Source organism: Streptomyces sp. BI87 (assembly GCF_025957665.1).
GTDB lineage: Bacteria > Actinomycetota > Actinomycetes > Streptomycetales > Streptomycetaceae > Streptomyces > Streptomyces albidoflavus.
Genome location: NZ_CP110079.1, coordinates 15,617 through 33,334 on the forward strand (window position 1 = coordinate 15,617; position 17,718 = coordinate 33,334).

The window sequence follows — 17,718 nt, forward strand, 5'->3', positions numbered from 1 at the left end:
ACGGGGTCGCCCGGCGGGCGGGTCAGGCGGCCTGGTCCAGCCGGGTCCAGGCGCCCTTCAGGGTGGCGAGGTGGACGGTGACGTCCGAGGCGTTGAGCCCCGGCAGGGCACCGATGACCTCACCGGTGTAGCGGTACAGATCGGTACGGCGGGGCAGGACCATGTGCCCCACCAGGTTGAACCGGCCGGTGGCGGCGGCCAGGAACTTGGTGCCGGGGTGCCGGGCGAGTTGCCGGCCCGCGGCGTCGAGCTGGTCCGGCTCGATGGAGAGCCAGACCATGAATTCGGCCTGGTAGCCGAGGAGTGCGGGCTCGACCAGCGTGCGGAAGTGCAGGGCTCCGCGCGCCACGAGCCGCTCCAGCGCCCGGGAGACGCTGGACTCGCTGCGGTCCAGCCGGCGCGCCAGGGCGCTGACCGGCAGCCTGCCGTCCTGGGCCAGGCCGTCGGTGACGGCCTGTTCGAGGGTGGAGAGCGCTTGTGGCGCCCGGTCCCAGTCGTCACGGTCGCACGACGGTGCGAGCGTGGCGGGCCGCAGGTCGGCGACGGCCTCGGGGGGCAGCAGGCCGGTGTCCCACATCGCGGCCGAGGTGAAGCTGCGGATGACGGCGACACACTCGGTGCTGGTGATCAGGTGGGCGCCGGGCAGGTCGGTGAAGAGCAGCCTCATCAGCTCCTCGTTGTCCCGGGCGACGAAGTCGACGATCAGGTCGGCCGTGCCGGTGACGACGGCGAGGAACCGTGTCTCCGGGCAGGCGGCCAGCAGCTCGGCGAGTTCGAGGCCCTTGCCCGGCTTGGCGTGCACCCTCACCAGCATGGAGGAGCCGCTTCCGGTGCGGTCCAGTTCCACCGCGCCGACCACGTGGACGAGCCGCCGCTCGCGCAGCGCCTGGTAGCGCCGCTGCGCGGTGGTCTCGCTGGCTCCCACCCAGCGGGAGACGGAGTTCCACGAGGCACGGCCGTTGAGCTGGAGCGCGGCGATGACGCGGCGGTCCAGCTCGTCGATCATGCCTGCGTGGGCGCGGGGTCTCATGGCAGGGACGTTAATCACCGTCCGGGAGACCCGTCAACGGTGGAATCCTGCACGACCCACGCCCGACCAGGGGGTCTTCCGCGTGGGGGAGGTTTCGGGGAGGGAAATTCCGCAGATCGGCCCCGCTCCCCCGAGGCGGCTCCGGGGTGCAGGATCGCCCCGCGCGCAGGCGGGATTTTCCTGTCGGGCCTCGCGGATCGCCGGACGGGGCGCTGACGGACCCCGCCCGGCGGGTGCTGTCAGGCCGCGTATCCCTTGGGCGGGATCAGGGAGGCGAGCTGGTCGAAGGAGAGCCAGTAGATCTGGTTGCCGCCGAAGGAGGCGGGGTCGGCGATGAGGACGGTGCGGTTCACGTCGTCGTAGCCGATGACGGTGAAGTAGTGGTAGATCGTCTCGCCGGGCGGGTAGCCGGGCGGCTGGTTGCCGGGCGGGGCGACGATGTTGGTGACCAGCGGGTAGTTGTTGTCGATGTCGAGGACGACGTCCCGCCAGAGCAGGTCCTTCTGGGCCTGGGTCGGCGGGTCGTTCGGCATCTCCTTGGTCTCGTACCAGCCGGTGCCGACGTGGGCGTTGAGGACGCGGGTGACCTGGCTGATGTGGTCGGTGCCCCCGGTGTGGGTGCCGAGTTCGGCGGCGAGAGCGGTCTGGCTCGGCGGGGCGAGCCGGGCGGAGAGGGCGATGCGGGTGGCGGCGGGGCCGCACCAGTACCCGGTCTCCTGCACCTGGTAGTCGATCTCCAGGGTGCGGACCGTGCTGGTGCGGACGGCGTCGGCGTGCAGCCGCGTCCCGGGCTCGTTCATGCCGCTGACGACGGCGGTCCCGGCGGCCGAACCGTGCTCCAGTACGGCGACGGGGCCCGGCCCGGTCGCGGTGGCCTGGGCGGCGCCGGGGGCGAGCAGGCAGCCGGCGGCGGCGAGGGCGACGGCGGTCGCGGCGAGTCTCTTGCGCATGGGCAGCTCCTGATGCTGACCGGCCGGGCCTGGCTCGTGTGCCGGGCCCGGCCGTGGGGGGGGTCGTGCTTCGGATGGCTGGGAGGGGGCGCGGTCAGAAGATCGGTGGCACCGTCGGGCTCTCGCGCGCGAGCAGGTCACGGGCGAAGCCCTCCCACTGCGCGTACCGGTCCGGGTAGGCCGACCGCTGAACGGCCTGGCAGACGTCGCCGGGCGCCATGGTCTCCCAGCCGGCGATCTGGATCAGGCCGGGGTTGCTGCCGAACGGGGCGACTCCGTAGAACGACTTCGACGAGGTGGGGACGTCGGTGATCTGCTCGGGTGTGCCCCAGCCGGTGCTCGGGCGCTGCTGGAATATGCCGAGCGAGTCGTGGTCGACGGGCACCGTGTAGTTGACGAACTTCGACTCCTGCATGGCCGTCATGAGCGCGATGACCTGGCCCTGTTCGGGGATGTTCGCGCCCTTGCCGACTCCGATGACGGTGCGGGCGTTGGCCAGTTCTTCCGGACCGAGGTCCTGCGCTGTGCGGAAGGTGCGGCGCAGCTCCGCGTCCGGCGCCTGCTGGAGCGCCTTCGCGGTCGCGCCGTCGACCGAGCCGGTCCGGGGCAGGCCGTGCCGGGCCTGGAACCACTCCAGGCCCTGGCCGGGCGCGGCCGTGGAGGCGGCGGGCGATGCCACGGCCTGGGCACTGCCGGGCGCGGCGAGCACCGCGCCGGCGGCGATCGCGGCGGCCGCCAGAGCCGCGCGGGGGGAGAGGGAAGGGGAAGTGCGCAACGCCACTCCTTGGAGTAGGACGCCGGGCCGGCGGTACGCGCGTGCGCCCGTGCTGTCCCGGTCGTGGCCGACCGGCGCCCGGGTGCTCGCGTGGGGCGTACCGCTCCGTCGCTTGGCGCGACTGCCCGGACGCGTGGTGGTGGGGGGATGCGTGTGGCAACAGCCCCGCCAGCTTCGACGCGCGGGCGACAACGACACAAGAGACGGAAGCCCTGGCTTACCACCGGCGGAACAACTCGACACGAACGGCGACGAGTTGCAGCACGCGGCGGGGGTGGCTGCGCCGCGGCCACGTACTGTCGCGGGCTCCCACGGCGGCGCGCCGGGTCCGGGTGAGGGCCTTGTGCGAGGCGATGAGCGGGCCCCGCGGAAGGCCTCGTCCCGGACCCGGCGTTCCCGTGCCGGGGCGAGGGCGTCAGGACTTCCTCGTGGTCTCGCCCTTCGTGCCGTGGGCCGCCGTCAGGATGCGGTCGGGGCGCAGGGGCAGGTCGCGGTGGCGGATGCCGGTGGCGTGCCAGACGGCATTGGTGAGGGCCGCCGCCGCGCCGACGATGCCGATCTCGCCGATGCCCTTGATGCCGACCGGGTCGTCCGGGTCGTGGTCGTCGACCCAGTCCGCCTCGATGTGGGGGACGTCGGCGTGGGTGGCCACGTGGTAGCCGGCGAGGTCGGGGGCGTAGTGGGCGCCGGTGTGGTGGTCGCGGACCGCCTCCTCGTGCAGGGCCATGGAGATGCCCCAGGTCATGCCGCCGAGGAGCTGGTTGCGGGCGGTGAGAGGGTTGACGATGCGGCCGGCGGCGAAAATGCCGAGCATGCGGCGTACCCGGATCTCGCCGGTGGTGGTGTCGACGGCGACCTCGGCGAACTGGGCGCCGAAGGAGTGCCGCTCCTTCTGGCTCAGTTCGCCCACGGCCGCGGTGGTGTCGGCACGTACCGTGATGCCGTCCGGGGGGACCTCGGTGCCGGGGATCAGGCGTTCACGGAGGTCGCGGGCGGCGGTGGTGACCGCCCAGGCCCAGGAGCGGGTGCCCATGGAGCCGCCCGCGATCATCGCCGGGCCGAAGTCGCTGTCGCCGATCCGGACGCGGACGTGTTCGGGGGTGGTGTCCAGGGCGTCGGCCGCGATCAGGGTGAGGGCGGTGCGGGCGCCGGTGCCGATGTCGGCGGCGGCGATCCGTACGGTGAAGGAGCCGTCGGCCTCGGCGGTGATCTGTGCGGTGGAGGGGGCGGCGCCCGCGCCGAAGGAGGCGGCCGCGGTGCCGGTACCCAGGAGCCAGCGGCCCTCGCGGCGCAGGCCGGGGCGGGGGTCGCGGTCCTGCCAGCCGAACCTGCGGGCGCCCTCGTGGAAGCAGGCGGCCAGGTTGCGGCTGCTGAAGGGGAGTCCGGAGACGGGGCCGGCGTCGGGTTCGTTGCGCAGGCGCAGCTCGATCGGGTCGGTGCCGGTGCGTTCGGCCAGTTCGTCGAGGGCGACCTCGATCGCGAAGGAGCCGGAGGCTTCGCCCGGCGCGCGCATCCAGGTCGGCGAGGGCACGTCGAGGCGTACCAGTCGGTGGGCGGTGCGGTGGGCGGGCGCGTCGTACATCACGCGGGCCACACCCGCGCTGGGCTCCACGAACTCGTACACCCGGGAGGTCTGATTGAGGGAGCGGTGTTCCAGGGCCCTCAGTCGTCCGTCCGCGTCGGCGCCGAGGCGGACGCGCTGGATGGTGGGGCTGCGGTAGCCGGCCAGGGAGAAGAGCTGGCGGCGGGAGATGACCACGCGTGCCGGGCGGTCCAGGGCGGTGGCCGCCATGACGGCGCTGACCTGGTGGGCGCGGAGGCCCTTGCTGCCGAAGCCGCCGCCGATGTGTTCGGAGCGGACGCGGACGGCGGCCGGGTCGAGGGAGAAGAGGGTGGCCAGTTCGCCCTGGACCCAGCCCGCTCCCTGGTTGGAGTCGACGACTTCCAGGCGGCCGTCGTCCCATCGGGCCGTGGCCGCGTGGGGCTCCATCATGCTGTGCTGTTCTTCGGGGGTGGTGTACTCCTCGTCGACGACGACGGCGGACGCGGCGAGTTCTGCCTCCAGGTCACCCTTGGAGGTCTCGGCCGGCATCCCGCCCTCGGGGACGTACGTGTCGGGGTGGTCCGCGGTGAGTGCGGTGTCGTGCGGCTCCTCCTCGTACGTCACCGTGAGGGCCTCGGCCGCCTCGCGGGCCTGCTCGGGTGTCTCGGCCACGACCAGGGCGACGGGCCAGCCGGCGAACGGCACCCGGTCGTGCTGGAAGACGCAGGCGGCGGGGTCCGGCGGGACGCCGAGCAGGCCGACGTAGTCGGTGTGCAGCCGGGGCGCGTTGCCGTGGTGGAGGACGGTGAGGACGCCCGGCATGGCGAGGACGGGGGCGGTGTCGAGGTCGCGGATGCGGCCGCGGGTGACGGTGGACAGCACCAGCCAGCCGTGGGCCAGGCCGGTGAAGGGGATCTCGGCGGCGTAGCGGGCGGCGCCGGTGACCTTGTCGCGGCCCTCGACGCGGGTGCGGGCGGTGCCGACGGAGCTGTGGGCGGGTGGGGTGGTCGTCACCGGGTGGCCTCCTCGGCGAGTTCGGTCAGGACGGAGACGACGAGGTTGCGCATGAGGGGCACCTTGTATCCGTTGCGGGGCAGCGGGCGGGCCGCCGCCAGCTCGGCGTCGGCGGCCGCGGCGAAGGTGGCGCCGTCGGCCGGCGCTCCGGCCAGGACGGCCTCGGCGGCGTGGGCGCGCCAGGGCCGGGAGGCCACGGCGCCCAGCGCCAGCCGGGCTTCGGCGACGCGGCCGTCCTCGACGGTGAGCCGGGCGGCGACGGAGCCGATGGCGAAGGCGTACGAGGCGCGTTCGCGGACCTTGCGGTAGCGGGAGCGGGCTCCGGCGGGCGGGGGCGGGAGGATGAGGTGGGTGATGAGCGCGCCCGGCGGGAGGGCGGTCTCGCGGTGCGGGGTGTCGCCGACGGGGAGGTAGAAGTCGGTGATCGGCGTCTCTCCGGGCCCCTCCCCCGTCTCGTACGCGACGACGGCGTCCAGTGCGGTCAGGGCGACGCCCATGTCGGAGGGGTGGACGGCGACACAGTGGTCGGAGGCGCCGAGGACGGCGTGCTGGTGGTGCTCGCCGGTGACGGCGGAGCAGCCGCTGCCGGGGACCCGCTTGTTGCAGGGCCGGCTGACATCGGTGAAGTAGCCGCAGCGGGTGCGCTGGAGGAGGTTTCCGCCGACCGTGGCCATGTTGCGCAGTTGCCCGGAGGCTCCGGCCAGCACGGCCTGGGCGAGTGCGGGGTGGTGGCGGCGGACCCCGGGGTGGGCGGCGAGGTCGCTGTTGGTGACGGTGGCGCCGATGCGCAGGCCGCCGTCGGGGGTGGGCTCGATGCCTTCCAGGGGGAGTTCGCGGATGTCGACGAGACGGGTGGGCCGTTCGACGCCGGTCTTCATCAGGTCGACGAGGTTGGTGCCGCCGCCGAGGAACCGTGCGTCGGGGTCGGCGTCGAGCAGGGCGAGAGCGTGCTGGACGTCGTGGGCGCGGTGGTAGTCGAACTCCCTCATGCAACCCCTTCCTCGGTGGTGAGGGCCGGGTTCCGGCCGTGGGTTCCGGCGGCGTGGGCGACGGCCTGGACGATGGAGACGTAGGCGCCGCAGCGGCACAGGTTGCCGCTCAGCCGTTCGCGGATCTCTTCGGGCGTCAGGGGTGCGGGGGTGGCGTCGGGGTCCACGTCGGGGGTGACGGCGCTGGGCCAGCCCGCGGCGTGTTCCTCGATGAGGGCGATGGCGGAGCAGATCTGGCCGGGGGTGCAGTAGCCGCACTGGTAGCCGTCGAGGTCGAGGAAGGCCTGCTGGACGGGGTGGAGGTCGTCGCCGTCGGCCAGGCCTTCGACGGTGGTGACCTCGCGGTCCTGGGCGGTGACGGCGAGGGTGAGGCAGGAGACGACGCGCCGCCGGTCGACGAGGACCGTGCAGGCGCCGCACTGCCCCTGGTCGCAGCCCTTCTTGGTGCCGGTGAGGTCGAGGCGCTCGCGCAGGGCGTCGAGGAGGGTGGTGCGGTGGTCGACGGAGAGGTGGTGCTTCTCGCCGTTGATGTGCAGGGTGATCGCGCTGGATGTCGGCGACGTTTCTGGGGCCATGATCAGCCTTCTCTGGTGTTCGAGGACAGGAATCAGGGCTGGGGGTACGGGCGTAGGGTGACGGCCGACGGCATGCGGCGCTAAGGTGAACCTAACCGGACAGGTGTCCGCTCACTCCGGTGAACGTAACGGACAGCTGTCCGCTCAACAAGGACGGGATTCGGCCAGGACCCCGCGAGGAGGACGCGTGCCCGGAGCGAGCAACGGCACTCCCCGGCGTTCGGACGCCCGGGCCAACCGCGCGCGCATCCTCCAGGTGGCCGCGGTGGAACTGACCCGGTGCGCGGACGCCCCCCTGAGCGCGATCGCCAGGAAGGCGGGCGTCGGACAGGGCACCTTCTACCGCAACTTCCCGCACCGCGAAGCGCTCGTGCTGGAGGTCTACCGCCACGAGATGCGGCAGGTCGCCGACGCGGCGCAGACCCTGCTCGCCACCCGGGAACCGGAACAGGCGCTGCGTGAGTGGATGGACCGCCTGGCCCGGTTCGCCCTGACCAAGGCCGGTCTCGCGGATGCCATCCGGCTCGTCACCAGCACCCCCGGAGCCCCCGCGAAACCCGGCCCCACCCCGGTGATGGACGCGGCCGGAGTCCTGCTGCGCGCCAACGAGGAGGCGGGCACCATCCGCCCCGGGGTGACCCCGGACGACTTCTTCCTGGCCGTCGCCGGCCTGTGGCAGATCGACCCTCAGGAGAACTGGCAGCCACGGGCCACCCGCCTGCTGGACCTCGTCATGGACGGGCTGCGCGCGGGAGCCCCCGGCCGCTGAGCGATGGCCGGAACCCGCTCACACGCCGAGACCCGCGTCCCGCGCCAGCAACGCCGCCTGCACCCGGTTCTCGCACTCCAGCTTGGCGAGGATGCGGCTCACGTACGCCTTGACCGTGGCCTCGCTCATGTGGATGCGCTGCCCCGCGTCCGCGTTGGAGAGGCCCTCGCCCAGCAGGGCCAGCACGTCCAGCTCCCGTTCCGTCAGCTTCTCCAGCCGGCGGCGGGCCCGTTCCTCGCGGTGCGCGGTGCCACCGGAGGCCAGGGAGTCCACGACGTGCCGGGTGGCGCCGGGTGACAGGTACGCCTCGCCGGCCGCCGCCGCGCGTACGGCCCGCATGAGTTCCGCGGGCGCCGAGTCCTTCAGGAGGAAGCCCGCGCTGCCGCCGCTCAGGGCGCGCAGCACGTTCTGCCGTTCGCCGAAGGTCGTCAGGATCAGGACCCTCACCCGGGGCGCCGCCCGCTGGAGTTCGGCCAGGGCGGTCAGCCCGTCCATGACCGGCATCTGGAGGTCGAGCAGGGCGACGTCGACGTGGTGGGTCCGGGCGAGTTCGACCGCCTCCCGGCCGTCCGCCGCCTCGGCGACGACCTCGATGTCCTCGGCCGAGGAGAGGATCATCCGGATGCCCGCCCGGATCAGCGGCTCGTCATCCGTCACCAGAACCCTGATCACGACTCTCCCCCACGGTCCGTGCCGTGCGCCGTCTCCGCGCGCATCGGACCATCATCCCCGATCGTGCCGTTCGCCTCGACGCCGGCCACCGCAGTTCCTCAGCTCTCGACCTCGAAGGACTTCTTCTCCACCAGTACACCGTCCTTGAAGCAGAAGCGGAACACCGGTTCCGCGTCCCAGGTGGTCCCGAACTCCGTGGAGAGCAGGGTGAGGCACCGGGCTCCCTCGGGGACGGGCGGTGCCCCCTTCTCCACGTCGCTGGTCAGGAAGGAGTTCCCGTGGGGAAGCCGCTCCCGGACCTCGGCCTCGGACTGGCCGACCTTCACCGCGTCGTACTGCTTCGGTTCGATCATGGCGTCGTCGGCCTCGCGGAAGAGGAAGACACCGCCGACGATCAGCGCGGCCAGCAGCACCAGGGCGACCAGCGCCGCCACTCCGCAGCCGATGGCTATGCCGCTGCCCCTCTTGTTCCTGCTCATTGCCTTGGCCAGCTCCTTCGGAAGACCCTGTCCTTCGATGACGGGGTCAATCTCGCCGAAGGGACCGGCCGGACGCTGCCCCCGAAAGTCTTCGGGGGCGGCGACGAACGTCGCGTGGCTGCCGCCCTGCGAGGTGTACGGGAGGACGCCCGCCAGGCGGAAGCCGCCGTCGGCCGTGCGGCCCGCGTGCACCATGCCGCCGACGAGCCGGGCCCGCTCCTCCAGCCCGGTCAGGCCCTGGCCGCCGCCTGCCACGCTGCCGGGCACCGGCGCGGCGGCCGGGCTGTTGGTGACCTCGACGACCAGGGAGTCCTCCTCGTACCGCAGGGCGACGGTGATCGAGGCGCCCGGGGCGTGCTTGTGGGCGTTGGTCAGGCCCTCCTGGACCAGGCGGTAGGCGGCGTGGTCCGCGGTGGGGACGAGCGGGCGCACCTCGCCGGTGCGCCGGAGCCCCACCGTCGCCCCCGCCCTGCGGGAGGTCTCCACCAGGCTGTCGATGCCTGCCACCCCACGCGACGGCGCCCCGGGGCTCCCGGCGTCCGGCGCTGTGGCCGGCTCCGTGCCCTCGATGCCAGGTGTCTCGGTGCCGTCCCTCAACAGCCCGACCACGTCGCGTAGTTCGTGCATGGCGGCCACGGACGCCTCACGCAGCACCCCGACGGCCTCGCGCTGCCGTCCGGTCAGTTCGCGGTCGACCTCCAGGGCGCCGGTGTGGACCGCGATCAGCGCGAGCTGGTGGCCGAGGCTGTCGTGCATGTCCTGCGCGATGCGCTGGCGCTCACGAATCCTGGCGTGCCCGGCTATCATCGCGCGTTCGCGGATGAGCTGGGAGTTGTACTCGTAGAGGGTGTCGGTCAGGGTGCGGCGCTGCGACCAGTACCGTCCGGCGAGGCCGGGCACGATGAGCGAGACCAGCAGCCACAGGCCGCTGAAGAGCAGGAGCGAGGGCGACAGGAGCGACTGCTCCCCCGCGATCGACAGTCCCAGCGACAGGGCGTAGGCGAGGGCGAAGACACCGGCCGCCCGGCCGAGGCCGCCGATGCGGCGCCCCGCCGACCAGGCGGCGATCAGGACGAGCAGTCCGGAACCCGGAAAGACGACGGAGCCGGCCACGCTCGCCAGCAGCACGGTCGCGGGCAGCACCCGGCGCAGCGGTGTCAGCAGCCCGACGCCCACCGCGACACCGGCGGTCTCGGCCACGCCGCGATCTCCCAGCAGGCCGAAGGCGACCGCCAGCAGCACCAGGAACAGGGCGAGCGACGCCTCCCCCGCGATGCGCCGGGGAGGCCACATCCCGGGGGCGGTCAGGGCCCGCCACAGCGCGGCCGGCCGGGAGGCCAGGGGCGGCCTGACCGGCGGGGCGGGGTGTACGGATACTGCGGGGGGCATGGGTTCCACACGAGTCACACCCCCACGCTAGGCCCCGCCCGGCGGCCGCCGCAGTGGCCCTTCGTCGCCCGGGCCCGCGACGAAAGTCGGTCGCGCGGGCCCGGGCGTGCTGTCCACGGCCTACGCGCTGCCCCGGCCTCCCCAGCTGTACACGGGATCGGTGCCGTCGCGTCGTGACGCGACCCAGTCCGGAGCCAGCCTGTCGACGACGGGGACGACGCGCGACTCGTCGAACACGACGACCCGGTCGGCGATGCGCCAGGAGCCGTCCCGCCGCTCGAACCGGTCGACGTACCGGCAGCGGATGACCGCCAGCTCCTGCTCCCCGCCGGGTTCGGCGGGTTTCTGCCGCAGGAAGCACAGGCAGTACGACTCGACGTCGGCGCTGTCCCGGCCGGTGAACTCCACCAGCACGTTGGAGACGAAGTGCTGGGAGGAGTCGATGGTGCGGTGCCGGGAGCGGATGTCCTCGACGAGACCCGCGGCGTCGCCGGTGTACCCGCCGTGGACGTCGACCGCGTCGTCGAAGTAACAGGCGGCGATGGCGTCGTGGTCCAGGCGGTCCACCGCTCGGGCGTACCGGAACAGGACGTCCTGGATCTCGAACCGGTCGTCGGCGCGGCTCATACGGGCTCCTCCTCGTGACGGGACGACAGCACGGCGGCGCGGGCGGCCGCCTCACGGCCGGCGACCCGGCCGAGGACCAGCGCGTGGGCCACGGAGTTGCCGCCGCCGACGTAGCGCTCGCCGAGGATTCCGCCGGCGGCCTCGCCCGCCGCGTAGAGCCCCGGGAGGGCCCGGCCGTCGGTGCCGAGCACGCGGGTCCGGGCGTCCACCTCCAGGCCGGTGTGGGTGCAGACCAGTTCGGCGGGGAGCATCCGTACGGCGTGGAAGGGGCCGGTCGCGATCGGGGCGAGGTGCGGGTCGACGCCCTTGGCCGCGAGGGATTCGTGGCGCAGGAAGTCCTCGTCGGCGCCGTCGGCGAAGAGGGTGTTGAAGCGGGCGACGCTCGCGGTCAGGTGGTCGGCGGGCACGTCCATCAGGCCCGCCAGTTCCTCCAGGGTGTCGGCGCGCAGGACGACGCCCTTGGCGGCCTCCTCCAGGACGCGGTCGGCGTCCCAGTCGGCGTAGCCGGGCGGCAGCGAGGCGCGGGCGTCGTCGTCGAAGACGGACCAGACCCAGCCGCCGTGGTCCTTGAGGATGCCGGGGCTGACGGCGTACGGGGCGTCCTCGTCCATGCAGCGCCGTCCGTCGGGTCCGACGTGGATGCGGGAGGCGGGCGGGAATCCGCTCTGCCAGTGGTGGTACCGCTGGAACTCGGCGGTCACCAGGAGCAGGCCCCAGCCCTGGCCGAACAGGGAGAGGCCGTGCCGTTCGGCGAGGCCGACGTGGTCGCCCCGGGCGCCGGGCGCGGCCACCACGAACAGGGCGTCGCCCGCGGTCCGGGCGTCGGGGAGGAACCGGCGGACCAGGTCCGGGTCGGCCGCGAGGCCGCCGCTGGCGATGACCACGGCCGGTGCGGTGGCCTCCTCACCCTCCAGGACGACGCCGTGGACGGCTCCGTCCCGGACGACCAGGTCCTCCACCCTGCTGCCGAGGGCCAGGTCGACGTGGAGCCGTGCGCGGGCCCTGTCGAGCACCTGGACCAGTCCGTAGCCCTGGTCCTTGGGGACGTGGCCGCGCCAGACGTCCTCCACGCCGGCCCGGGTCAGCCCGGGTTCGTGGGCGCTGCGCGAGACCTGGGCGGGTATCTCGACCCCCAGGCCGAGCAGCCACTCGACGGTGCCGCTGGACTGTTCGCAGAACATCCGGACGGGGCCGGGCCGGACCCGCCAGCCGTTCAGGTCCATGTAGTGCTGGAACATGCGCAGCGGCGAGTCGTCGACGCCGAGGCTCTCCTGGACGCTGGTGGCCGAGGCGGTCAGCAGTCCGGCGGAGAGCTGGGTGGAGCCGCCGATCTCGTCCTCGGCCTCCAGCAGCAGCACGCGTGCTCCCGCCTCGGCCGCCGAGACGGAGGCGGCCAGTCCGGCGCCGCCCGCGCCGACCACGATGACGTCGTAGTCGTATGCCGTGTCGTGGGGCTCAGACATGCTGCGAACCGCCGTCCACGGGGATGCTGACGCCGGTGATGTACCGGGCGCTGTCCGAGAGGAGGAAGTAGAGGGCGGCGAAGACCTCCATGGGGGCGCCGATCCGGCGCAGCGGGACGGTGGTGAGCGCGCGGTCCATCGCCGCGTGGTCCTCGCGGATCCAGCGGGTCATCTCGGTGTCGATGTAGCCGGGGGCGATGGAGTTGACGCGGATGTTGTCGGGGCCGAGTTCGACGGCCATGCAGGTGGTGAGGTGCCGGACGGCGGCCTTCGAGGAGTTGTAGGTGGCCCGGGTGGGCCGGGCGCGGACGGCGGCGACCGAGGACATGTTGACGATCGCGCCGCCGCCGACGGTCCGGAAGTGGCGGGCGGCCGCCTGCCCGCCGTACACGACGCCGTTGACGTTGACGCCGTAGGTGAGAGCGAGCTGCTGGGGGGTGATGTCGGTGAAGGCGGCCTGGGGGAAGACGCCGGCGTTGTTGACCCAGAGGTCGAGGCGGCCGAACTCGCGCAGGGCGGTGGCCACCAGTGCGTCGCCGGCGGCCGGGTCGGTGACGTCGGCGCCGACGCCGACCACGCGGCCCGCGCCGCTGGTTCCGGCAAGGCGGGCGTTGATCTTCTCGGCGACGGAGGCCATCTCCTCCTGGTCGAGGTCGCCGCCGACGCCGTTGACGCCTCGGCGGGCCAGTTCCTCCAGGAAGAGCGCGCCCATGCCCCGGCCGGCGCCGGTCACGACGACGGTGCGGCCGACCAGTTCGGGGTTGACGGCGGGGAGGGCGTCGTGGTTGACGCGGCCGGGGTTGTCGTCGGGCGCCTGGGTGGTGGTCATGGGAATTCCTTCAGGTGTGGTGGGGTGGGTGGCCGGCCGGAGCCGGTTCCGGGCGGGCTCGGCCGGCCGGTTCACGGCCTGCCGGCCAGTCCCGCGAGGATGCGGTGGTAGAGCCCGCCGGAGGTCAGTCCGCCGTCGACGACGACTTCCTCACCCGTGATGTACGCGGCGTCGTCGGAGAGCAGGAAGGCGACGACGCGCGCGATCTCCTGGGGGGCCGCCAGCCGGCCCGCGGGCACCGACCGCAGGCTCTCGTCGACGAAGGTGGTGTCGGGGGCCTGGTGGAGCAGGGGTGTGGAGGTGAGGCCGGGGTGGAGCGAGTTGACGCGGACGCCGTGCGCGGCGAGTTCGAGGGCGCCGACCTTCGACAGGCCGCGGACGCCCCATTTGCTGGTGCCGTAGGTGGCGGAGAAGTAGCCGACCATCCCGGCGATGGAGGAGACGTTCACGACCGCGGCGCCGCCGTCCTCGGCGCCTCGGGCGAGGGCGGGGGTGAGGGTCTTGAGGCCGTAGAAGACGCTGGAGAGGTTGATGTCCATGACGCGCCGCCACTGTTCGACGGTGGTGTCGGCGATGCCCGCGCGCAGGCTGACGCCGGCGTTGTTGACCAGGCCGTGCAGCGGCCCGGCCGACTCGGCCTGGGCGGCCAGCGCACTCCAGGAGTCGATGTCGGCGACGTCCAGGTGGACGGCCTGCCCCGATCCGCCGGCTTCCGTGAGTTCGGGGACGAGGCTCTCGGCCGCGGCCACGTCGATGTCGGCGGCCCAGATGTGCGCCCCCTCCGAGGCCAGCGCCAGGCAGTCGGCCCGGCCGAGGCCCCCGGCCGCGCCGGTGACCAGGACGGATCGGCCTGCGAACCTGCGGGGGCCGGTCTGCGCGGGGCTCACAGTTCCAGTTCCTTTCCTCGCGTCTCCTTGAGGAAGAAGGTGGCGACGAAGGTCATGAGGGCGGTGGCGAGGAGGTAGCCGGCCGGGGCCAGGTTGTTGTCGGTGGTGCTGATGAGCAGGGTGGCGATGAAGGGCGCGGTGCCGCCCAGCGCCATGTTGGTGACGTTGTTGCTCATCGCGATTCCGCTGTAGCGGTAGCGAGCCCGGAACATTTCTGCGTAGGCGGCGAACGAGACACCGTTGACGAGGCCGATGAAGAAGGTCAGCGAGGACTGGGCGACGATCGCGGCCACCGGGCTGCCGTCACGCATCACCATGAACGCCGGGAGGGAGATGATCGCCGTGACGCCGCTTCCGAAGAAGAAGACAGGCCGGCGGCCGATGCGGTCGCCCACGTATCCGGCGATGGGCAGACTGATCACCGCGACGATCATGGCGATGCTCGTGGAGGTGAACGCGAAGTCGGCCGAGCGCCCTCCTTCGGTCTGCAGGTAGCTGGCGGCGTACACGCCGGCCACGTAGTAGCCACCGACGATCAGCGCCCCGAGGAAGAAGACCAGCACGATCTGGCGCCACGCGTGCTTGAAGACGTCGGCGATGGGGTACTTCGCCACCTCGATCGAGTCGCTCTGCTGGACCGCCTCGAACTGCTCGGTCTCCGGCAGCTGGCTGCGGATGTAGAGGCCGATCAGACCGATCACCGCGCTGAGCAGGAACGGGATGCGCCAGGCCCAGGCGTTCAGGGTGTCCGTGCTGACGGCCGAGGTCAGCACCAGGGCGACCAGCGAGGCTGCCAGCGAGCCGAGGTAGGTGCCGGTGTTGACGAACGAGGTCTGGAACGCACGCCGGTGGGCCGGGGCGTGTTCGGAGACGAAGGCGTTGGCGCCGCCGAGTTCACCGCCGGCCGCGAAGCCCTGGAGGCAGCGGCACAGCACCAGCAGGACGGTCGCCCAGATGCCCAGTGTGGCGTACGAGGGGATCAGCCCGATGCCGGTGGTGGCGACCGCCATCAACAGGATGGTCCAGGTGAGCGCCTTCTTGCGGCCGTACTTGTCGCCCATGTGGCCGAAGAGGATGCCTCCGGGCGCCCGGAGGAAGAAGGCGACGGCGAAGGCGGCGAAGGTGGAGAGCAGCGCCGTGTTCGGGTCGCTCTCGACGAAGAAGTGCGCCGAGAGCAGGGTGGCCATGTAGCCGTAGATGCCGAAGTCGTAGTACTCGACGACGGTGCCGAGGATCGCCGCCCGGATGACTCTCAGGGTGGTGGCGGGGTTCTCGCCGGCCGTGGGCGACCCCTCGCCTGAGGGTTGCGACGCGGTCGTTTCGGCTCTCAGGTCTGCCATGGATCGGTCCTTAGAACGCGCGGAAGCTTGAGTGGAATCGCTGGGGGTCGTCGGCGACCGCGGAGGCGCGGGTCGCGGTCAGATGTCGTGCGCGGTGATGCGGTGCCGGGGCGGGTACCGGTGCCCCCCGGCCGGAGGTGTGCGCAGGCGGGGCCGGATCGCGGGGCCCGGGCGTCAGGCCTGGGGGGCGGCCGGTGTGCCGTCGCGGTGGACGACGCGGGTGGTGATCCGCCAGCCCCTGCCGTCGTGGACGACCCGGTCGGTGAGGGTGGTGAACCGCTCGGTGTGCGGGGTGCCGCCCTCGGGTGTCGCGACGATCTGCAGATACGCCTGGACCTGGAGCGTCCCGGCCCCGTCGTCGCCGGTCAGGGCCACGTTGCTGACCACGTGCCGGCGTGTCACCCGCCCGGCGGCGCAGTCGGCGGCGAACCGTTCCGCGAACGCGGTCAGCGCGGCGGTGCCGGTCACCGGGGCCGGATAGGTGGGTGAGGTGAAGCTGCCGTCCGCCGTGAAGGTCGCCGCCCAGTCGGCGGCGCGGCCACCGTCGATGAGGTGGCTCTGGAGGTGGTAGAGCTGGTGGATTTCGGCCAGCCGGGCACCGGGGGCAGGCGAGGGCGCGTGAGGATGCATACGGAGATCCGTTCGGCTCGTGTCCTTCTCCGGCAGTCGTCCGGCCGCTGAAGAGGAGAGCTTGCGACACACCGAGATTGTGTGCGATATTCGCACCACCTGTGCGATTAATGGGAGCATAGGGAGCTGGCTGAAACCCGTCAAGGGATGAATTCGTGACTTCACCTCCGCCGACCAGGTCGGCCCCCGAACTCGACGCGGGCATGTCCAAGACGCTCCACCACGGACTGCTGCTGCTCAGAGTCATCTCGGAGCACCCCCAGGGCCTGACCGTCAGCGAGCTGGCGGACGCCATCTCGGTCCACCGCACCGTCGCGCACCGCCTGGTGCGAACGTTGGAGGCGCACCAGTTGTGCCGCCGCGATCACCAGCGCCGGATCGTCCCGGGCACCGGGCTGGTGTCGCTGGCCGAACCCGTCCAGCAGGACCTGCGCGCACTGGCCCGCCCGGTCCTGGACGAGCTGGCCGAAAGCACCCGGGCCACCGCGCACCTGCTGGTCCGGGAAGGAGACACCCAGATGCGCGCGCTCATGGTGGTGGAACCGCGCGGCGCGCTGGTCCACGTCTCCTTCCGGCCGGGGCAGACCCACTCCATCGAGCAGGGCTCCGGCGGCGTCGCCGTGCTCGCCCACGGCCCGTACCGCGAGGGCGAGCGCCCCGAGGTCACCGAGGCCCGCGCCCAGGGGTACGCGGTCACCACCGGCGAGGTCATCCCCGCCGTCACCGGCGTCTCCGCCGCCGTGCCCTCGGCCGACGGGACGGCGGCGGCCAGCATCGGCGTCTCGGTCTTCGAGTACACCGACCTCGGACAGCTCGGCACCCTGGTCTCCCGCGCGGCGAGGAGCCTGGGCGAACTGCTCGACTGAAGACCCCCGCCGGGGGAGGAACAGCGAACGCCGGGCCTGAGGCCCGGCGTTCGCTGCTTCGGCGGGTCGGGAGTCAGGCGCGGCCGAGTCGGGCGAGCCGCGCGGCCGCCTCGCGCACCAGCTCACCCAGACGGTCGACGTCGACCTCCCCCATCGCGACCGTACCGACGGAAGCGCCGAGCAGGTGCGGCACCTCGAAGCCCGCTGCCACCCCGACGGCTCCCTGCTGAAGCTCTCCGGCGGTGACGCTGTACCCGGCCTCCCGCGCCTGCCGCACGGCCGCCGAGTCACCCTCTACCTCCGGCTGGAGCGCGAGGATGGCGATGCCGTTGGCGCCCTTGTCCAGCGGGTGACCGGCCCCGATGCGGTAGCTGACCTGGAAGATCGTCTGCCGGGCGGGTTCCGCGGACAGCACGGGCACGCACGCGTCGTCCCCCTGGGCCAGGGAGAGGAAGGCGGCCACCCCGGCGGCGTCGGCGAGTTCCTGGAGGACGGGTCCGGCCGCGCGGACGAGCTGGGGCTGGAAGCGGCCGGCGAAGACGACCGCACCGGCCCCCAGACGGATCCTCTTCCCCACGCCCCGGGTCACCAGCGCGTGCTGCTCCAGCGTGTCGACGATGCGGTAGGCGGTCGCCCGGTCGGTGCCGAGCTGCGTCGCGATCTCGGCGACCGTGAGCCCCTCGGGCGCGAGGGAGACGAGGCTCAGGGCACGCAGGCCACGGTCCAGACTCTGCAAGGTGGCCACGGGGGCTTCCTCCTGTGTTCGCTCCGCGGGTCGTGGCGCACCGCGCCTTCGGGCGCCGGTGCGGCCACTCGAAGGTTAGCCACCGCGACAGCGCGGGACGCCGACGGCTCCCGGCCTCCGCCGGCGTCCCGGCCACGGGCACACGG

The 17,718-nt window shown here is 72.9% G+C and carries 17 protein-coding genes; 2 read left to right on the plus strand and 15 right to left on the minus strand.

The window, feature by feature from the left end; genetic code table 11:
• Positions 1-22: 22 nt before the first annotated feature.
• From OIM89_RS00060 to OIM89_RS00085, 6 genes are all read right to left on the minus strand, one after another.
• A complete protein-coding gene (locus OIM89_RS00060; protein ID WP_018468595.1) occupies positions 23-1,006 on the minus strand; it encodes an Lrp/AsnC family transcriptional regulator in 984 nt (327 codons plus the stop codon).
• A 263-nt stretch (positions 1,007-1,269) separates the two neighbouring features.
• Entirely contained in the window at positions 1,270-1,980 is a 711-nt protein-coding gene (locus tag OIM89_RS00065; protein WP_030697444.1) for a C39 family peptidase, read from the minus strand.
• A 94-nt stretch (positions 1,981-2,074) separates the two neighbouring features.
• Positions 2,075-2,755 carry a hypothetical protein gene (locus OIM89_RS00070; protein ID WP_030697445.1) on the minus strand — a complete coding sequence of 227 codons (681 nt, stop codon included), beginning with the start codon at positions 2,753-2,755 and terminating at the stop codon, positions 2,075-2,077.
• Positions 2,756-3,170: 415 nt separating this feature from the next.
• A complete protein-coding gene (locus OIM89_RS00075; RefSeq protein ID WP_047466951.1) occupies positions 3,171-5,312 on the minus strand; it encodes a xanthine dehydrogenase family protein molybdopterin-binding subunit in 2,142 nt (713 codons plus the stop codon).
• A complete protein-coding gene (locus OIM89_RS00080) occupies positions 5,309-6,301 on the minus strand; it encodes an FAD binding domain-containing protein (RefSeq protein WP_047466949.1) in 993 nt (330 codons plus the stop codon). The genes OIM89_RS00075 and OIM89_RS00080 overlap by 4 nt, the downstream gene beginning before the upstream one ends.
• Positions 6,298-6,876 carry a (2Fe-2S)-binding protein gene (locus OIM89_RS00085; RefSeq protein ID WP_195729938.1) on the minus strand — a complete coding sequence of 193 codons (579 nt, stop codon included), beginning with the start codon at positions 6,874-6,876 and terminating at the stop codon, positions 6,298-6,300. Before OIM89_RS00085 ends, OIM89_RS00080 begins: the two co-directional genes overlap by 4 nt.
• Positions 6,877-7,063: 187 nt before the next feature.
• Between OIM89_RS00085 and OIM89_RS00090 the strand changes: the two genes are divergently transcribed.
• Positions 7,064-7,645, plus strand: a complete 582-nt coding sequence (locus tag OIM89_RS00090; protein WP_030697449.1) for a TetR/AcrR family transcriptional regulator — start codon at positions 7,064-7,066, stop codon at positions 7,643-7,645.
• An 18-nt stretch (positions 7,646-7,663) separates the two neighbouring features.
• Here the strand turns inward: OIM89_RS00090 and OIM89_RS00095 are convergent, their stop codons facing one another.
• The 8 genes from OIM89_RS00095 to OIM89_RS00130 all read right to left on the minus strand — a co-directional run bounded on the left by OIM89_RS00095 (position 7,664) and on the right by OIM89_RS00130 (position 15,961).
• Positions 7,664-8,317 (minus strand): response regulator transcription factor, encoded by a 654-nt coding sequence (locus tag OIM89_RS00095; protein WP_030697450.1) that lies wholly within the window; start codon positions 8,315-8,317, stop codon positions 7,664-7,666.
• A 98-nt stretch (positions 8,318-8,415) separates the two neighbouring features.
• Positions 8,416-10,089, minus strand: coding sequence for a sensor histidine kinase (locus OIM89_RS00100; RefSeq protein WP_030697451.1), 1,674 nt, complete (start codon positions 10,087-10,089; stop codon positions 8,416-8,418).
• A 216-nt stretch (positions 10,090-10,305) separates the two neighbouring features.
• Positions 10,306-10,812 carry a nuclear transport factor 2 family protein gene (locus OIM89_RS00105; protein WP_030697452.1) on the minus strand — a complete coding sequence of 169 codons (507 nt, stop codon included), beginning with the start codon at positions 10,810-10,812 and terminating at the stop codon, positions 10,306-10,308.
• Positions 10,809-12,275 (minus strand): FAD-dependent oxidoreductase, encoded by a 1,467-nt coding sequence (locus tag OIM89_RS00110; RefSeq protein WP_030697453.1) that lies wholly within the window; start codon positions 12,273-12,275, stop codon positions 10,809-10,811. The genes OIM89_RS00105 and OIM89_RS00110 overlap by 4 nt, the downstream gene beginning before the upstream one ends.
• A complete protein-coding gene (locus OIM89_RS00115; protein ID WP_264490847.1) occupies positions 12,268-13,104 on the minus strand; it encodes an SDR family NAD(P)-dependent oxidoreductase in 837 nt (278 codons plus the stop codon). Before OIM89_RS00115 ends, OIM89_RS00110 begins: the two co-directional genes overlap by 8 nt.
• 71 nt (positions 13,105-13,175) lie before the next feature.
• Positions 13,176-13,991 carry an SDR family NAD(P)-dependent oxidoreductase gene (locus OIM89_RS00120; protein WP_030697455.1) on the minus strand — a complete coding sequence of 272 codons (816 nt, stop codon included), beginning with the start codon at positions 13,989-13,991 and terminating at the stop codon, positions 13,176-13,178.
• Positions 13,988-15,331: an MFS transporter gene (locus OIM89_RS00125; protein ID WP_030697456.1), complete on the minus strand. Its 1,344-nt coding sequence runs from the start codon at positions 15,329-15,331 to the stop codon at positions 13,988-13,990. Before OIM89_RS00125 ends, OIM89_RS00120 begins: the two co-directional genes overlap by 4 nt.
• Positions 15,332-15,505: 174 nt before the next feature.
• Entirely contained in the window at positions 15,506-15,961 is a 456-nt protein-coding gene (locus OIM89_RS00130) for a nuclear transport factor 2 family protein (protein WP_264490848.1), read from the minus strand.
• A gap of 203 nt (positions 15,962-16,164) precedes the next feature.
• Here OIM89_RS00130 and OIM89_RS00135 point away from each other — a divergent pair, with 203 nt between their 5' ends.
• A complete protein-coding gene (locus OIM89_RS00135; RefSeq protein WP_030697458.1) occupies positions 16,165-16,827 on the plus strand; it encodes an IclR family transcriptional regulator in 663 nt (220 codons plus the stop codon).
• A 73-nt stretch (positions 16,828-16,900) separates the two neighbouring features.
• Here OIM89_RS00135 and OIM89_RS00140 read toward each other — a convergent pair whose 3' ends face one another.
• Positions 16,901-17,572 (minus strand): IclR family transcriptional regulator, encoded by a 672-nt coding sequence (locus OIM89_RS00140; protein WP_151167256.1) that lies wholly within the window; start codon positions 17,570-17,572, stop codon positions 16,901-16,903.
• Between the last annotated feature and the right edge of the window lie 146 nt (positions 17,573-17,718).

Coding starts and splice junctions, on each gene's coding strand:
- OIM89_RS00065 (WP_030697444.1), bottom strand. CDS start 1,980: ATGCGCAAGAGACTCGCCGCGACCGCCGTCGCCCTCGCCGCCGCCGGC.
- OIM89_RS00115 (WP_264490847.1), bottom strand. CDS start 13,104: ATGACCACCACCCAGGCGCCCGACGACAACCCCGGCCGCGTCAACCAC.
- OIM89_RS00080 (WP_047466949.1), bottom strand. CDS start 6,301: ATGAGGGAGTTCGACTACCACCGCGCCCACGACGTCCAGCACGCTCTC.
- OIM89_RS00130 (WP_264490848.1), bottom strand. CDS start 15,961: ATGCATCCTCACGCGCCCTCGCCTGCCCCCGGTGCCCGGCTGGCCGAA.
- OIM89_RS00135 (WP_030697458.1), top strand. CDS start 16,165: ATGTCCAAGACGCTCCACCACGGACTGCTGCTGCTCAGAGTCATCTCG.
- OIM89_RS00100 (WP_030697451.1), bottom strand. CDS start 10,089: ATGTGGCCTCCCCGGCGCATCGCGGGGGAGGCGTCGCTCGCCCTGTTC.
- OIM89_RS00060 (WP_018468595.1), bottom strand. CDS start 1,006: ATGATCGACGAGCTGGACCGCCGCGTCATCGCCGCGCTCCAGCTCAAC.
- OIM89_RS00105 (WP_030697452.1), bottom strand. CDS start 10,812: ATGAGCCGCGCCGACGACCGGTTCGAGATCCAGGACGTCCTGTTCCGG.
- OIM89_RS00110 (WP_030697453.1), bottom strand. CDS start 12,275: ATGTCTGAGCCCCACGACACGGCATACGACTACGACGTCATCGTGGTC.
- OIM89_RS00085 (WP_195729938.1), bottom strand. CDS start 6,876: ATGGCCCCAGAAACGTCGCCGACATCCAGCGCGATCACCCTGCACATC.
- OIM89_RS00125 (WP_030697456.1), bottom strand. CDS start 15,331: ATGGCAGACCTGAGAGCCGAAACGACCGCGTCGCAACCCTCAGGCGAG.